Raw genomic sequence first — 14,930 nt, 5'->3', positions numbered from 1 at the left:
AGGAAGCGGCCCGCACGCCGCCGCCGACGCCCCGGCCGACAGCGGTGACGGATGGTGACGGATACTTGGGCGGTTGGGTCCATGGAACGAGGGACCCGGCCGCACCGTGACAGACAGTGAGAAGGGCAAGTCCTCGTGGCAAGGGTTCGGACAGGCGTACGCGCGGTGAGTGCCGTGCTGGCAGCGGTGCTCGGCGCCACTCTGACGGGGTGCAGCAGTACGGGCGGCAAGCGCGCCGAGGAGCGGGCGGCCAAGGCGGCCCAGGGCCGCGCGGCGGTCGACACTCCCCGGTGGACCTTCGCGATGGTCACCCACTCGGGCGATGGCGACACGTTCTGGGACATCGTGCAGAACGGTGCCAAGCAGGCGGCGGCCAAGGACAACATCAAGTTCCTCTACGCCCATGACGTCGAGGGCAACAAGCAGGCGCAGAGCGTGCAGGCCATGATCGACCAGAAGGTCGACGGGCTGATCGTCACCCTTGCCAAGCCCGACGCCATGAAGGACGTCGTCGCCAAGGCGGAGAAGGCCGGCATCCCGGTGATCACGGTGAACTCGGGCTCCGACAAGTCCAAGGAGTTCGGCGCCCTGACCCACATCGGCCAGGACGAGGTCATCGCCGGCGAGGCCGTCGGCGAGCAGCTCAACCAGCGCGGGAAGAAGAAGGCCGTGTGCGTCCTGCACGAGCAGGGCAACGTCGGCCACGAGCAGCGCTGCGAGGGTGTGAAGAAGTCCTTCAAGGGCCAGGTGGACAACCTCTACGTCGAGGGCACCAACATGCCCGCCGTCCAGTCCTCGCTGGAGGCCAAGCTGCAGTCCGACAAGGACGTCGACGCCGTGGTCACCCTGGGCGCCCCCTTCGCGCCGACCGCGGTCAAGGCGGCCCAGCAGGCCGGCAGCAAGGCCGAGGTCGACACCTTCGACCTCAACGCCAAGGTCGCCGCCGGCCTGCAGGACGGCTCCCTCGGCTTCGCCGTCGACCAGGACCCGTACCTCCAGGGCTACCAGGCCGTCGACCTGCTGTGGCTGTACAAGTACAACCGCGACATGCTCGGCGGCGGCCGCCCGGTCCTGACCGGCCCGCAGATCGTCACCAAGGACGACGCGAAGACCCTGGCCGAGTACACGAAGCGGGGCACCCGATGACGACAGCCACCACCACCGAGGCGGACGAACGCCTGATGGCCCGGGGCTGGACGCGCCGCCTGATCGGCCGCCCGGAGCTGGGCGCGGTCGTGGGCGCGGCGGCGGTCTTCGCCTTCTTCTCGTTCGCAGCCGAAACGTTTCTCAAGGCCTCCAGCCTCTCCACCGTCCTGTACGCGTCCTCGACGATCGGGATCATGGCGGTGCCCGTCGCGCTGCTGATGATCGGCGGCGAGTTCGACCTGTCGGCCGGTGTCATGGTCACCAGCTCGGCCCTGGTCTCGTCGATGTTCAGCTACCAGATGACGGCCAACGTCTGGGTCGGCGTCGGGGTCTCGCTGCTGGTCACCCTGGCCATCGGCTTCTTCAACGGCTTCATGCTCACCCGCACCAAGCTGCCCAGCTTCATCATCACGCTGGGCACCTTCCTGATGCTCACGGGCCTGAACCTGGGCTTCACCAAGCTCGTCAGCGGCACGGTCTCCACCAAGACCATCGGCGACATGGAGGGCTTCCCCTCCGCCCGCGCCGTCTTCGCCTCCCACTTCACGATCGCCGGCGTCGACCTGCAGGTCACCGTCCTGTGGTGGCTCGGCCTGGTGGCCCTCGCCACCTGGATCCTGCTGCGCACCCGCGCCGGCAACTGGATCTTCGCGGTCGGCGGCGGCGCCGACGCCGCGCGTGCGGTCGGCGTCCCCGTCAACCGCACCAAGATCGGCCTGTACATGGCCGTGGCCTTCTGCGCCTGGATCTCCGGCCAGCACCTGCTGATGTCGTACGACGTCGTGCAGTCCGGCGAGGGCGTGGGCAACGAGTTCCTCTACATCATCGCGGCCGTCATCGGCGGCTGCCTGATGACCGGCGGCTACGGCTCGGCCATCGGCTCCGCGGTCGGTGCGTTCATCTTCGGCATGACCAGCAAGGGCATCGTGTACGCGCAGTGGAACCCCGACTGGTTCAAGTTCTTCCTGGGCGCGATGCTGCTCCTGGCGACCCTGCTCAACGCGTGGGTCCGCAAGCGCGCGGAGGCGAGCAAATGACGGCGCTGATCAAGCTGACCGACGTCAGCAAGTACTACGGCAACGTCCGCGCGCTCGAAGGCGTCTCCCTGGAGGTCCACCCCGGCGAGATCACCTGCGTCCTGGGCGACAACGGCGCCGGCAAGTCGACCCTCATCAAGATCATCGCGGGTCTGCACCGGCACGACGCCGGCACCTTCGAGATCGAGGGCGAGCCGGCCGCCCTCGCCTCCCCCCGCGAGGCCCTCGACCGCGGCATCGCCACCGTCTACCAGGACCTCGCCGTCGTCCCCCTGATGCCGGTCTGGCGCAACTTCTTCCTCGGCTCCGAGCCCGTCAAGGGCGCCGGCCCCTTCAAGCGCCTGGACGTGCGCACCATGCGCGAGACGACCCGGGCCGAGCTGCTGCGCATGGGCATCGACCTGCGCGACGTCGACCAGCCCATCGGCACCCTCTCCGGCGGCGAGCGGCAGTGCGTGGCCATCGCCCGCGCCGTGTACTTCGGCGCCAAGGTGCTCGTCCTGGACGAGCCGACCGCCGCGCTCGGCGTCAAGCAGTCCGGCGTCGTCCTGAAGTACGTGGCCGCCGCCCGCGACGCCGGCCTCGGCGTGGTCCTCATCACGCACAACCCCCACCACGCCTACCTCGTCGGCGACCGCTTCGTGCTGCTCAAGCGCGGCGCCATGGCCGGCAGCCACACCAAGGCGGAGATCGCCCTCGACGAGCTCACCCGGCAGATGGCCGGCGGCAGCGAGCTGGAACAGCTCAGCCACGAGCTGGAGCGGGCCCCCGTGCCCGACGTCATCGGCGGCAAGCGCTACGACGCCGCGGAGAAGGCGCCGGCAAAGGCGCCGGAGAAGGCGGGAGAAAAGGCCGAGAAGAAGGCCGAGAAGGCCGAGAAAGACGCCTGAAGCACGCCTTCCGCAGCGGGGGTGACCTCCCGGCCACGGGCCCCGAGGTCACCCCCGCTGTTTGGCGGCGCACCTCGCCGGTGAGGCACAATCGGCCAGGACCGGCGAAAAGACCGAGGCCACGGCCTCACGAGAGCATTCCAGGGGCGACAGTCGCGATGAGCATGTACCGGGAGCGGGTCCACCGGGGCACCGGCAGAGCGACCGTGCTCCGCACGGTCGGCACGCGCGAGCGGCGCTCGCACCTCACCGCCCCCCGCGTCCCCACCGTCGGCATCGACATCGGCGGCACCAAGGTCATGGCCGGAGTCGTCGACGCCGACGGCAACATCCTCGAGAAGCTGCGCACCGAGACCCCGGACAAGTCCAAGAGCCCCAAGGTCGTCGAGGACACCATCGTCGAACTCGTCCTCGACCTCTCCGACCGCCACGACGTGCACGCCGTGGGCATCGGCGCCGCCGGCTGGGTCGACGCCGACCGCAACTGTGTCCTGTTCGCTCCCCACCTGTCCTGGCGCAACGAGCCCCTGCGCGACCGCATCGCCGGTCGGCTCGCCGTGCCCGTCATGGTCGACAACGACGCCAACACCGCCGCCTGGGCCGAATGGCGCTTCGGCGCCGGCCGGGGCGAGGACCACCTCGTCATGATCACCCTCGGCACCGGCATCGGCGGCGCCATCCTGGAGGACGGCCAGGTCAAGCGCGGCAAGTTCGGCGTCGCCGGCGAGTTCGGCCACATGCAGGTCGTCCCCGGCGGCCACCGCTGCCCCTGCGGCAACCGCGGCTGCTGGGAGCAGTACTCCTCCGGCAACGCCCTCGTGCGCGAAGCCCGCGAGCTGGCCGCAGCCGAGTCCCCCGTCGCCTACGGGATCATCGACCGCGTCGGCGGGCACATCCCCGACATCACCGGCCCCCTGATCACCGAGCTCGCCCGCGAGGGCGACGCCATGTGCGTCGAGCTCCTGCAGGACATCGGCCAGTGGCTCGGCGTCGGCATCGCCAACCTCGCCGCCGCCCTCGACCCCTCCTGCTTCGTCATCGGCGGCGGCGTCAGCGCCGCCGACGACCTGCTCATCGGCCCCGCCCGCGACGCCTTCCGCCGCCACCTCACCGGCCGCGGCTACCGGCCCGAGGCCCGCATCGTCAAGGCCCAGCTCGGCCCCGAGGCGGGCATGGTCGGCGCCGCCGACCTCGCCCGCCTCGTCGCCCGCCGCTTCCGCCGCGCCAACCGGCGCCGCGCCGAGCGCTACGAGCGCTATTCGCGGGCGGGCCGGGGGTGAGCGCCGTGCAGCACAGCGAGCAGCCCGTCCCCTGGCGCGGACCGCGCTGGGTCAAACCCGTCGTCGTCTTCTTGCTGATCGCCATCCCGGCCGGCTACCTCTACATCTCCGCGATGCAGAGCCGCAGTGGCAGCCAGTCCAAGCGGCAGGAGGCCGCGGCCACCGGCCTGGAGCCGGGCTGGCCCTCCCGCCTGCAGCGCCGCATCTACGGGATGACCGTGCCGCCCTACGCCCAGCACGTGGCCTCCTTCGAGACCAACTCGTGGAAGGCCAGCTCGCTGTACCTGCGCTTCACCACCACGCGCAGCGCCTTCGACACCTGGCTCCGGCAGATCGGCACCGACGCCTCCGCCCTGCGCGACGGCGAGGTACCCCTCGACGAGGACGAGGCCGCCGTCGTCGGCTGGAAGTTCACCGGCGACCACCACTGGCAGGGCGCCGTGCGCAATCAGGACAAGCCCAAGCCCAACTTCGAGATCGTCGCCAACATGGACGACCCCGAGCGACCCCGCGTCTACGTCGTCTCCACCACCACGCCCTGATCCGCGGAGCGCCCGATGCCGGCCCTCGGCTGCCGGCAAGCCCTGCCCGTGGGGCCGCAGGCGGGATGTGGGAGCGTGAACGGGTGAGTGAGAGTACGCCGAACACCCTGCAATACCGCTCCGACGGGCCGGACGACGCCCCGGTCCTGGTCCTGGGCCCGGCTCTCGGTACGACATGGCACATGTGGGACCGCCAGGCCCCGGAGCTGTCCCGCCGCTGGCGCGTCGTCCGCTTCGACCTGCCCGGCCACGGCGGCGCCCCCGCCGAACCCGCCGCCACCGTCGGCGACCTCACCGACCGGCTGCTCGCCACCCTCGACGCCCTCGGCGTCGACCGCTTCTCCTACGCCGGCGCCTGCCTGTCCGGCGCCATCGGCACCGACCTCGCCCTGCGCCACCCGCACCGGCTGCACGCCCTGGCCCTGGCCGGTTCCGCCGCCTGCTTCGAGGCGGCCCCCGAGGCCGGCCTGCGCGCCGCCGCCGTCCGCGACGGCGGACTCGAACCCGTCGCCCGCCGGGTGCCCGGCCTGTGGTTCACTCCCGTCTTCGGCGGCGCCCAGCCGGCCATCGTCGACTGGGCCGTGCAGATGGTGCGCACGACCGACCCCATCAGCTTCGCCGCCGCCTGCGACGCGCTCGCCGCGTACGACGTGCGCGACGCACTCGCCCGCATCACGGTGCCCACCCTGGTCGTCGTCGGCGACCAGGACCCCGTCACCCCGACCGCCGAGGCCCGCACCCTGGTCGCCGGCATCCCCGACGCCCGCCTGGCCGTCGTCCCGGCGGCCCGCCACCTCGCCCCGGTCGAACAACCGGTCGCGGTGACGGACCTGCTGACCCGCCACCTCTCCGCGCAGCGGCGTACGCCGCCGGGTGCTCCGCCTGCGGGCCCGAAGGCCGGTTCCGGGCCCGCCCCGGCGGGCTTCGGGCCGGCGCCCGTCGTCGCCCCCGGCCCGCAACCGGCTTCGGTCGCCCCGGATCCGCAGCCCCACCCGGCGGCCGCCGGTGCTCCGGGCTCCGTGCCGTCGCCCGTCTTCGGCCCGGTCCCGGGCCCCGCGGCACCGGCCGTCCCGGCCCCGGAGGCCGCCGGTTTCCCGGGAGCCGCAGCCCGCTTGGGCGGCCGGCCGGGACCGGACGACGCGGGCCGTGCGGCCGCCGTCCCGCAGGAGGCCGGCGCGTTTGCGGAGGGCTCCGCACGGGGCGCAGGCCCCGGCGCGACCTTCCGGCTCGGTCCGCCGGTGGGCGGGGAGCGTCCACCGCAGGGCGCAGGTCCGGCCGTCGGCCCGGAGCCGGGGGTGTGCCGCAGCGGGCGAGCGACTCCCCGAGGGATCGCGGCCCGGGGATGACGATCCCGCTCGGACCGCCGGTGAGCGGCGCCCGGCAGGCCGGTGACGCGGCCCCCGGTGCGGACCGTGCCGTGCGCCCGGAGCCGGATCGCGCGGCGCAGCCGCCGCAGGGCGGCCCCGCCGGGCCCGCGCAGGCCGCATCCGGCGGCCTCGGCGCCCTCCCGGCCGCGGCGCCGGTGGATGCGCCCGGCGCCCGCCCCTTCGGGGCGGCGTACGAGGAGTTCGCCGAGCGGTTCGCTCGGGGCGGGCCGTGGGCGCGGCCCGGGTTGGACCGGCGGACGCGGTACCTCGTCACGCTCACCGCGCTCGCCGTGGGCGGGCACACCGGGGAGCTGGCGGCGTATGCGCGGGCGGCGCTGCGGGCCGGGGTGTCGGCCGAGGAGATCGAGGAAACGTTGCTGCAGGCCGCGCCCTACTGCGGCCTGCCCGCCGTCGGTGCGGCGTTCGACGCCGTGGGCCGCGTCATGGCCGAGGAGGCCGGCGCGTAGCAGGATGGACGTCATGACGATCAAGCTGACCAAGTACAGTCACGCCTGCATCCGCCTGGAGAAGGGCGGCCGCACCCTGGTCATCGACCCGGGTGCCTTCACCGAGGAGGACGCGGCCGTGGGCGCGGACGCCGTCCTCGTCACCCACGAGCACCTCGACCACTTCGACGCCGGCCGGCTGCGCGCGGCCCTGGAGGCGAACCCCGCCGCCGAGCTGTGGACGCTGCGCAGCGTCGCCGAGCAGGTCTCGGCGGCGTTCCCGGGCCGGGTGCACACGGTGGGCGAGGGCGACGCCTTCACGGCCGCCGGTTTCGACATCCAGGTGCACGGCCAACTGCACGCCGTGATCCACCCGGACATCCCGCGGGTCACCAACGTCGGGTACCTCGTCGACGGCTCCGTCTTCCACCCCGGGGACGCGCTGACGGTTCCGGGGCAGCCGGTGGACACGCTGATGGTCCCGGTCATGGCCCCCTGGAACAAGGTCTCCGAGGTCATCGACTACATCCGCGAGGTGAAGCCGCGCCGGGCGTACGACATCCACGACGCGCTGCTGACGGATCTGGCCCGGCCGGTGTACGACCGGATGCTGGGCGCGGACGGGCCGGGCGTCGCGGGGGCCGAGCACGCGCGGCTGGCGCCGGGCCACAGCGTCGAGCTCTGACCCGGCCCGCGGGCGGGCCCGCCCCGTTGTCGGTGCCTCCCGTTAGGGTGGCCGCATGCGCATCGCCACCTGGAACGTGAACTCGATCACCGCCCGTCTGCCGCGGCTGCTGGCCTGGCTGGAGAGCAGCGGTACGGACGTGTTGTGCATCCAGGAGACCAAGTGCAGCGCCGAGCAGTTCCCGGAGCAGGAGCTGCGCGAGCTCGGTTACGAGTCCGCGGTCCACGCGGACGGCCGGTGGAACGGTGTGGCGCTGGTCTCCCGGGTCGGCCTGGAGAACGTGGTGCGCGGCCTGCCCGGCGGTCCGGAGTACGACGGCGCGCAGGAGCCGCGGGCGGTCTCCGCGGACTGCGGCGGCGTGCGCCTGTGGTCGGTGTACGTGCCCAACGGCCGTGAGGTCGGCCACGCGCACTACAGCTACAAGCTCCACTGGCTGGAGACGCTGCGCGACGTGGTCGCCACGGACGCGGCGGGGGAGCGGCCGTTCGCGGTGCTGGGCGACTTCAACATCGCCCCGACCGACGAGGACGTCTACGACCGGTCCGTCTTCGAGGGCTCCACGCACGTGACGGCGGCCGAGCGCGCCGCGCTGGGCGCCCTGCGGGACGCGGGCCTGAGCGACGTCGTCCCGCGCCCGCTGAAGTACGACCACCCGTACACGTACTGGGACTACCGCCAGCTGTGCTTCCCGAAGAACCGGGGCATGCGCATCGACCTCGTCTACGGCAACGCGTCCTTCGCCGCCGCGGCGAAGGACGCGTACGTCGACCGCGAGGAGCGCAAGGGCAAGGGCGCCTCCGACCACGCGCCCGTCGTCGTCGACCTGGACCTCTGAAGGCACCGCACCGCCTGACCTGACGTCAGGTCAGCTCGCGCAGGTCGATGGAGTCGACGAACGCCCGCATCCCCGCGTTCCCGGGATGGAGGTGGTCGCCCCCGTCGTAGCGCGGCAGCATCCGTTCGGGGTGCTCCGGGTCGCGCACCGCCGCGTCGAAGTCCAGCACCCCGTCGTAGGGCCCGTTCCCGGCCCGTGCGGCCGCGCGGAGGTGCCGGTTGACGGCGGTGCGCCGGTCCTCGGCCTCGGCGGTGCAGTCCCAGAAGCCGCCGCAGGGCGCGATGGTGGCCACCAGGACCCGCAGGCCGCGTGCATGGGCGCGGGCCGCGAGGGACCGCAGCTCGTCGATGATCTCCTCCGCGGTGGTGTCGCCGCGCACGTCGTTGACGCCCTCGAAGACGATGACGGTCCGGGCCCCGGTCTGCGCGAGCACGTCCCGCTCCAGCCGGTGTCCGGCGCTGACGCCGCTTTTGACGGTGCTGACGCCGTCCCCGGGGTAGCGGTCGGTCACCACGCGGTTGCCGGAGATGCCCTGGTTGAGCACCCCGTAGGCCGGTACGGCGCGCTGGTCGCGCAGTCGCCGCGCCAGGAGATCGGGCCAGCGCCCGTTGGCGCCGGGCGTGGAGCGCTCGCCGTCGGTGATCGAGTCGCCCAGGGTCACGATCGAGCCCGCTCCGCCGGCGACGTCCACGCCGGTCAGCAGGGGCCAGCCGTCGAGCGGTCGGTCGAACGCCGCGGCCCCGCGGTCGGCCGTGCGGTCGCCGCGGGCGTCGGCGGTGAGGTACGAGACCTGGTTGCTGTAGCTGTGCACGGGCAGCGTCCGCACCGTGCCGGGCAGGTGGATGCTCACCAGCAGGTTGCTGTCGGGCGGCACCCGGAAGCCCACCGGGTCGCTGAACTGCTGGGCCCCGGCGGGGATGTCCGCACCCGCCCGGCCGCCGAAGGTCAGCGGCACCGGCGGCCGCGCCGCCGCCGCGCCCCGCTCCTGGAGCGCGATGCTGGCGTGCCCGATGCGCACCGGCTGCCGGGCGAAGGTGTTCTCCAGCCGGATCCGGGCGCGCGGGCCGCCCACGCTGCTGTGCACGATGAGCCGCAGGGTGCGGTCCGTCCACGGGCCGACGGCGGAGTACCCGGACGTGGAGGTCGCCCAGCTGCCGGTCCACCCGTTCGAGGGAGTGCGCAGCGCCAGGGAGAAGACGTGCAGGCCGGGCGCTTCGGGCAGTTCGACGGAGGCGACCTCGCGGCCGCGCACGACCGGCACCGTCACCGCGTACAGCCGCACGGTCCCGGCGCGGGCGCCGTCGGCGGTGTTGCGGTGCGGCAGGGCGAGCGCCTTGGTGGCGAGCGGCCCGTGCCGCCAGTCGGGTGCGGCGAGGGCGTAGCGGCCGGTCGAGCCGTCGCGGTAGACGACCGTGCCGGTGCCGCTCGCCCGCTCGCCCGTACCGGCGACGAGGAAGGTCAGGGCCTCGCCGCGCCCGGTGAGGCGCACCCGCTGCCCGTCGGCGCGCACGTTGTCGGGCCGGCCGGGGGCGGTGGCGGGCCAGCGCAGGACCGTCCGGTCCAGGACGAGGGTGCGGCCGGGCGTCCAGCCGGCGGCGCGCAGGTCCTGGGCGGAGAGCGAGCCGCCGGAGCCGTCGAGGTCGGCCGCCTCCGGCCGGTCGTCGTCGCTGATGCCCCGGTTGTCGAAGAGCCGCTCCAGCGGCAGCGGGGCCGCCGCCCCCGCGGGGGCGGCCGGCGCGGGCGCGGCGGCCAGGGCGAGCGCGCAGGCCGCGCCCGCCGCCACCGCCCCGGTGAGCAGCGCCCGTCTGCGCCGCCCGGGGCGGTGTGTGGTGGGCGTCGGTGTCCGGAGCATGTGCGTCCTGCCTCCCAGCGTTCCCCGCGCGTGCACGTGGCGGGATGAAGCTAGGGAGACGCCAGGGGAACGTCAAGGAAGCCACGCGGTCACGCCGGGCGTCGCCGAGTCGGTGGTGGGGGCACCCGTGCCGGTGGGATCCTGTCCGGTATGAACATTCCCTTCCTGGACGGCTGGCGCAGGCGGCACGGCGCGCCGGGCGACGCGCCGCTGCCCGAGCACGCCGAGCGGGACCCGCAGGGCCTGGCGCAGCTGCTCTCGGAGTGCGAACTGCTGCGTGCCCACGCGCAGTCGGCCGGGGTGGTGCTCGACGACTCGCCGGCGTCCCTGGAGGGGCTGGACCAGCTGCAGCCGCGCTGGCGCGACGACGCGGAGCTGGTGCCCTGGCTCGGCAACGACGCCGGCCTGTACCTGGGCACGGTGGTGGTGCGCACGGTCGAAGGCGCCGGCTGGTCGATCCGCGCCGACGGGCAGCCCGTCGTACGGCTCGCCAACGGCCTGGAGGCGGACGTCGTCGAGGCCGGCCGCGCCTGGGCGCAGGACGGCGCGCCGGAGCTGTCGCAGATGTACGCCGAGCTCGCCGAGCGGTGAGCCCCGGCCGTGGGGGCGGGGTGACGCCCCCACGAGGCCGGTCCACGGCGCGTCAGCTGGTGAACGGGATGGTGTACTCCAGCCGCCAGCGGTCGGCGCGCACGACGATGTCGGAGGTCTCCACGGCCCGGTTGTCGCCGTCGAAGTGCGTGCGTTCGACGACGGTGACGCACTGGCCCGCGGCGCAGCCCAGGGCCTCGGCCTCGGGCGTGGTGGCCGGCCGGGAGCCGACGAGCTCCCGGGCGCGCACCACCCGGATGCCGATGGCGGCGAGGCGGCCGCGCACCCCGCGCCGGGCGTAGGGGCCGCGCTCGGGCAGGACGACGTCGGTGCCGCCGGTGATGGACAGCGGCTCCCAGCTGGTGGCGAGCTGCACGGGGTGCCGGTTGGCCAGGTACTCGTAGTGGGTGCACAGCACCGTCTCGCCCGGGGCGATGCCCAGCCGCTCGGCGATGGGCGCCGGCGCCGGCGTCTCGCTGGAGGAGGCCTCCCAGGTGAGCGCGGCGCCGTAGCCGCGCAGGCCGCGCACCTCGGCGGCGAAGGGGGAGTCCACGGCGCCGGTGGAGCGCAGCAGCGCGCCCAGCGGCGCCCGGTCGGTGACGAACACCCCCCGCCCGAACTGCCCTTCGGCGTAGCCGGCGGCCTTCAGCACCCGCACCGCCCGGTCCACCGTCTGGTCGCTCGCGCCGTAGGTGCGTTTGAGCTCGGAGCGGGAGGGAATGCGGTCACCCACCTTCAGCCCGCCCTCGTCGATCCTTCGGCGCAGGTCGTCCGCGATGCGCAGATATACGGGCCTGCTGTCGCCCATGCGGGCTCCCTTCCCCCTCGAAGTCCCCCGGCCGGAGCACACAGGCTAGGTACCCAGGCTCGGTCTGTGTACCTAGGGCAAATGGCGGTCCCTCCGCCCCCGATCCGGGTCGATCCCGCGGCGCCGCGCGTGTCAGCGGGCGCCTGCCCGGGCGTACGACGGTTACGGTGCGGCGACCGCGAGGTCCCGAGCGAGCGGGGAGGCCGCAATGGCCGGCGAGCCATTGATCGAACTGCGCGACGTCAACAAGTACTACGGCAACCTGCACGTGCTGCAGGACATCGATCTGACCGTCGGCCGCGGCGAGGTGGTCGTCGTCATCGGCCCCTCCGGCTCGGGCAAGTCGACGCTGTGCCGCACGATCAACCGCCTGGAGTCGGTGGACTCCGGCACCGTCACCATCGACGGCAAGCCCCTGCCGGAGGAGGGCAGGGAGCTCGCCCGGCTGCGCGCGGACGTCGGCATGGTCTTCCAGTCCTTCAACCTCTTCGCACACCGGACGGTCCTCGCCAACGTCTCCCTCGCCCCGATCAAGGTGCGCGGGCGCGGCCGCGAGGAGGCCGACCGGCGCTCGCGCGAACTGCTCGAACGCGTCGGCCTGCTCGCCCACGCCGAGAAGTACCCGGCGCAGCTCTCCGGCGGCCAGCAGCAGCGCGTGGCCATCGCCCGGGCCCTGGCCATGGAGCCCAAGGCACTGCTCTTCGACGAGCCGACCTCCGCCCTGGACCCCGAGATGATCAACGAGGTGCTGGAGGTCATGCAGCAACTGGCCCGCGAGGGCATGACGATGGTCGTCGTCACGCACGAGATGGGCTTCGCCCGCTCGGCCGCCAACCGCGTCGTCTTCATGGCGGATGGCCGCATCGTCGAGGACCGCCCGCCGGAGGACTTCTTCACCGCACCGAGCAGCGAGCGGGCCAGGGACTTCCTCTCCAAGATCCTCAAGCACTGAGGCGGTGAGGAAAGCCCATGCCACGCCCCGGCCATCGCCACCTGCCCACCCTGGCCCTCGCCGCCCTCCTCGCCCTCGCCGCCCTGACCGCCGCGGGCTGCGGCAAGGAGGGCAGCCCGCCCGTCAAGGGCCCGAAACCCGAGCAGCTGCCCGTCTACACCGTCGCCACCGGCTTCACCCTGCCGGACTCCGCCACCTGGCGGCGCGCCCGCAGCCGCGGCCACCTCGTCGTGGGCGCCAAGGAGGACCAGCCGTACATGGGCGAGAAGGACCCCGCCACCGGCGCCTACTCCGGCTTCGACATCGAGATCGCCCGCATGATGGCCGCCTCCCTCGGCTTCGACCCGAAGACGATCTCCTTCCGCACCATCGCCTCCGCCAACCGCGAGACGGCCCTGCAGAACGGCCAGATCGACTACTACGTGGGCACCTACACCATCAACGCCCTGCGCAAGAAGCAGGTCGGCTTCGCCGGGCCCTACTACACCGCCGGCCAGTCACTGCTGGTCCGCAGGGACGAGACGGACATCGACGGCCCCGGCGACCTCGCCGGCAAGCGCGTCTGCTCGGCCGCCGGCTCCACCCCGCTGCAGCGCATCGAGCGCGACTACCCCAAGGCCCACGCCGTCGCCTACGACACGTACTCCATCTGCGTCGACAACCTCCTCAGCTTCCAGGTGGACGCCGTCACCACCGACGACACCATCCTCATGGGCTATGCGGCCAAGGCGCCCGACGAGCTGAAGCTGGCCGGCCGGCCCTTCTCCACCGAGCCGTACGGCATCGGGGTGCCCCGCGGCGACACCGCGCTGCGCCTGGCCCTGGACGACGCCGTCGTCGCGCACGAGCGCAACGGCGACTGGAAGAAGGCCTACGACGCCACCCTCGGGCTGTCCGGAGTGCCCGCACCGCAGCCGCCCGCCGTCGACCGCTACCCGGCGGGCTGAGGGGAGCACCGTTGAACGTCCTCACCGACAACCTCGCCCTCTACGGCCGCGGCCTGCTGGGCACCGTCGAACTGACCGTCTACGCCTCGCTGCTCGCGCTCGCCCTCGGCTGCATCATGGCCTCCTTCCGCGTCGCCCCCGTCGCGCCCCTGCGCGCCTTCGGCACCGCCTGGGTGGCCGTCCTGCGCAACACCCCGCTCACCCTGCTGTTCTTCGCCGTCATGCTGGGGCTGCCGCGCTTCGGGCTCGTCCTGCCCTTCCAGCTCTTCGCCGTCCTCGCCCTGGGCTGCTACACCTCGGCCTTCATCTGCGAAGTGCTGCGCTCGGGCATCAACACCGTGCCCACCGGGCAGGGCGAGGCCGCCCGCAGCCTGGGCATGACCTTCGGCCAGACCCTCGCCCTGGTCGTCCTGCCCCAGGCCTTCCGCACCGTCATCCCGCCGATCGGCTCGACGCTCATCGCGCTCGCGAAGAACTCCGCCATCGCCGGGGCGTTCAGCGTCACCGAGCTGCTCGGCACGTACAAACCTCTCAGCGAGCTCGGCTACAGCGTCGTGTGGTCGTTCGTCTGGATCGCCGTCGGCTACCTGATCGTCACCCTCACCATCAGCGCGCTGTTCAACGTGCTGGAGAAGCGCTGGGGAGTGCCCCGATGACCGCCTCCACCGCCCTGTACGACGTCCCCGGACCGCACGCCCGGCGCCGCCACCGCCTCTACGGCACCCTGGCCTCGGCCGCCATCGCCCTGCTGCTGGCCTGGGTGGTGTACCTGCTGTTCGACACCGGGCAGTTCACGGCCGCCAAGTGGCAGCCGTTCCTCTACAAGGGCATCCAGGAGATGCTTCTGGAGGGCCTGGCCAACACCCTGCGGGCGTTCGGCTTCGCCGCGGTGCTCTCCCTCGCCCTCGGCGGGCTGCTGGCCTGCGGGCGGCTGTCGGAGCACCGGGTGCTGCGCTGGGCCGCCACCGTCGTGGTCGAGTTCTTCCGGGCGATGCCGCTGCTGGTGATGATCTTCTTCATCTTCGTGGCCCTCAAGGTCCAGCCGCTGCCCGCCCTCGTCGCCGGGCTGACCCTCTACAACGGCTCGGTCCTCGCCGAGGTCTTCCGCACCGGCGTGGGCGCCGTCGACCGCGGGCAGCGCGAGGCGGCGTACTCGCTCGGCATGCGCAAGACGCAGGTGATGACCTACGTCCTGGTGCCCCAGGCACTGCGCGCGATGCTGCCGACCATCATCAGCCAGCTCGTGGTGGCCCTGAAGGACACCTCCCTGGGCTTCCTCATCACCTACGAGGAGTTCCTCCACGCCGGCAAGCTGATCGCCGGGAACCTCGACTACGACCTGCCCTTCATCCCCGTGGTGATGATCATCTCGCCGATCTACATCGGGATGTGCATGCTGCTCTCGCGCCTGGCCACCTGGGCGGCCGCACGCCAGCGGCGCAGCGTCAAGACGGAGGCGGTGGAGGTGGCCCCGCCCGAACCGGGCACCCTCATGCCGGGCGCGGGGGCGCACCCCTAGGGTCTGTCCGGCGGATCTCCGTCGCGGGGCGCC

The 14,930-nt window shown here is 73.1% G+C and carries 15 protein-coding genes and 1 pseudogene; 14 read left to right on the top strand and 2 right to left on the bottom strand.

Annotated features, from left to right (window positions below; translation table 11 throughout):
• Nucleotides 1–135 precede the first annotated feature (135 nt).
• The 9 genes and pseudogenes from AC27L3_RS04740 to AC27L3_RS04700 all read left to right on the top strand — a co-directional run bounded on the left by AC27L3_RS04740 (nt 136) and on the right by AC27L3_RS04700 (nt 8,228).
• Nucleotides 136–1,146, top strand: a complete 1,011-nt coding sequence (locus AC27L3_RS04740) for a sugar ABC transporter substrate-binding protein (RefSeq protein WP_487232731.1) — start codon at nt 136–138, stop codon at nt 1,144–1,146.
• The gene (locus AC27L3_RS04735; protein ID WP_487232730.1) at nt 1,143–2,183 is read left to right on the top strand and encodes an ABC transporter permease; all 1,041 of its coding nucleotides are present in this window, start codon (nt 1,143–1,145) and stop codon (nt 2,181–2,183) included. The genes AC27L3_RS04740 and AC27L3_RS04735 overlap by 4 nt, the downstream gene beginning before the upstream one ends.
• Nucleotides 2,180–2,974, top strand: a pseudogene (locus tag AC27L3_RS04730) (ATP-binding cassette domain-containing protein); the annotation flags it as partial. The gene AC27L3_RS04735 and the pseudogene AC27L3_RS04730, both read left to right, overlap by 4 nt.
• A gap of 257 nt (nt 2,975–3,231) precedes the next feature.
• Nucleotides 3,232–4,353 carry an ROK family glucokinase gene (locus AC27L3_RS04725; protein WP_487232729.1) on the top strand — a complete coding sequence of 374 codons (1,122 nt, stop codon included), beginning with the start codon at nt 3,232–3,234 and terminating at the stop codon, nt 4,351–4,353.
• A gap of 5 nt (nt 4,354–4,358) precedes the next feature.
• Nucleotides 4,359–4,895 carry a hypothetical protein gene (locus AC27L3_RS04720; protein WP_487232728.1) on the top strand — a complete coding sequence of 179 codons (537 nt, stop codon included), beginning with the start codon at nt 4,359–4,361 and terminating at the stop codon, nt 4,893–4,895.
• Nucleotides 4,896–4,978: 83 nt separating this feature from the next.
• Nucleotides 4,979–6,241, top strand: coding sequence for an alpha/beta fold hydrolase (locus AC27L3_RS04715; RefSeq protein ID WP_487232727.1), 1,263 nt, complete (start codon nt 4,979–4,981; stop codon nt 6,239–6,241).
• Nucleotides 6,238–6,729 (top strand): carboxymuconolactone decarboxylase family protein, encoded by a 492-nt coding sequence (locus AC27L3_RS04710; protein ID WP_487232726.1) that lies wholly within the window; start codon nt 6,238–6,240, stop codon nt 6,727–6,729. Before AC27L3_RS04715 ends, AC27L3_RS04710 begins: the two co-directional genes overlap by 4 nt.
• A gap of 19 nt (nt 6,730–6,748) precedes the next feature.
• Nucleotides 6,749–7,393 (top strand): MBL fold metallo-hydrolase, encoded by a 645-nt coding sequence (locus AC27L3_RS04705; protein WP_487232811.1) that lies wholly within the window; start codon nt 6,749–6,751, stop codon nt 7,391–7,393.
• A gap of 55 nt (nt 7,394–7,448) precedes the next feature.
• Nucleotides 7,449–8,228 (top strand): exodeoxyribonuclease III, encoded by a 780-nt coding sequence (locus AC27L3_RS04700; protein WP_487232725.1) that lies wholly within the window; start codon nt 7,449–7,451, stop codon nt 8,226–8,228.
• 25 nt (nt 8,229–8,253) lie between these two features.
• On the opposite strand, the gene AC27L3_RS04695 is transcribed toward AC27L3_RS04700, so the two are convergent.
• Nucleotides 8,254–10,080, bottom strand: a complete 1,827-nt coding sequence (locus AC27L3_RS04695) for an SGNH/GDSL hydrolase family protein (RefSeq protein ID WP_487232724.1) — start codon at nt 10,078–10,080, stop codon at nt 8,254–8,256.
• 150 nt (nt 10,081–10,230) lie between these two features.
• Here AC27L3_RS04695 and AC27L3_RS04690 point away from each other — a divergent pair, with 150 nt between their 5' ends.
• Nucleotides 10,231–10,671 carry a DUF6278 family protein gene (locus tag AC27L3_RS04690; protein WP_487232723.1) on the top strand — a complete coding sequence of 147 codons (441 nt, stop codon included), beginning with the start codon at nt 10,231–10,233 and terminating at the stop codon, nt 10,669–10,671.
• A gap of 52 nt (nt 10,672–10,723) precedes the next feature.
• Here AC27L3_RS04690 and AC27L3_RS04685 read toward each other — a convergent pair whose 3' ends face one another.
• Nucleotides 10,724–11,479 carry a GntR family transcriptional regulator gene (locus AC27L3_RS04685; RefSeq protein ID WP_487232722.1) on the bottom strand — a complete coding sequence of 252 codons (756 nt, stop codon included), beginning with the start codon at nt 11,477–11,479 and terminating at the stop codon, nt 10,724–10,726.
• Nucleotides 11,480–11,687: 208 nt separating this feature from the next.
• On the opposite strand from AC27L3_RS04685, the gene AC27L3_RS04680 reads away from it, so the two are divergent.
• From AC27L3_RS04680 to AC27L3_RS04665, 4 genes are read left to right on the top strand one after another with little or no spacing between them, the layout of a single operon-like run.
• Nucleotides 11,688–12,431 carry an amino acid ABC transporter ATP-binding protein gene (locus tag AC27L3_RS04680; protein WP_487232721.1) on the top strand — a complete coding sequence of 248 codons (744 nt, stop codon included), beginning with the start codon at nt 11,688–11,690 and terminating at the stop codon, nt 12,429–12,431.
• 17 nt (nt 12,432–12,448) lie between these two features.
• Entirely contained in the window at nt 12,449–13,378 is a 930-nt protein-coding gene (locus AC27L3_RS04675) for a glutamate ABC transporter substrate-binding protein (protein ID WP_487232720.1), read from the top strand.
• A gap of 11 nt (nt 13,379–13,389) precedes the next feature.
• Complete coding sequence (locus tag AC27L3_RS04670; protein ID WP_487232719.1) at nt 13,390–14,034, top strand: amino acid ABC transporter permease; 645 nt, start codon at nt 13,390–13,392, stop codon at nt 14,032–14,034.
• Nucleotides 14,031–14,897, top strand: a complete 867-nt coding sequence (locus AC27L3_RS04665) for an amino acid ABC transporter permease (protein ID WP_487232718.1) — start codon at nt 14,031–14,033, stop codon at nt 14,895–14,897. Before AC27L3_RS04670 ends, AC27L3_RS04665 begins: the two co-directional genes overlap by 4 nt.
• Nucleotides 14,898–14,930 lie beyond the last annotated feature (33 nt).

It is taken from the genome of Streptomyces sp. PKA51, assembly GCF_057552455.1.
This window is presented reverse-complemented; position numbering and strand designations above follow the sequence as displayed.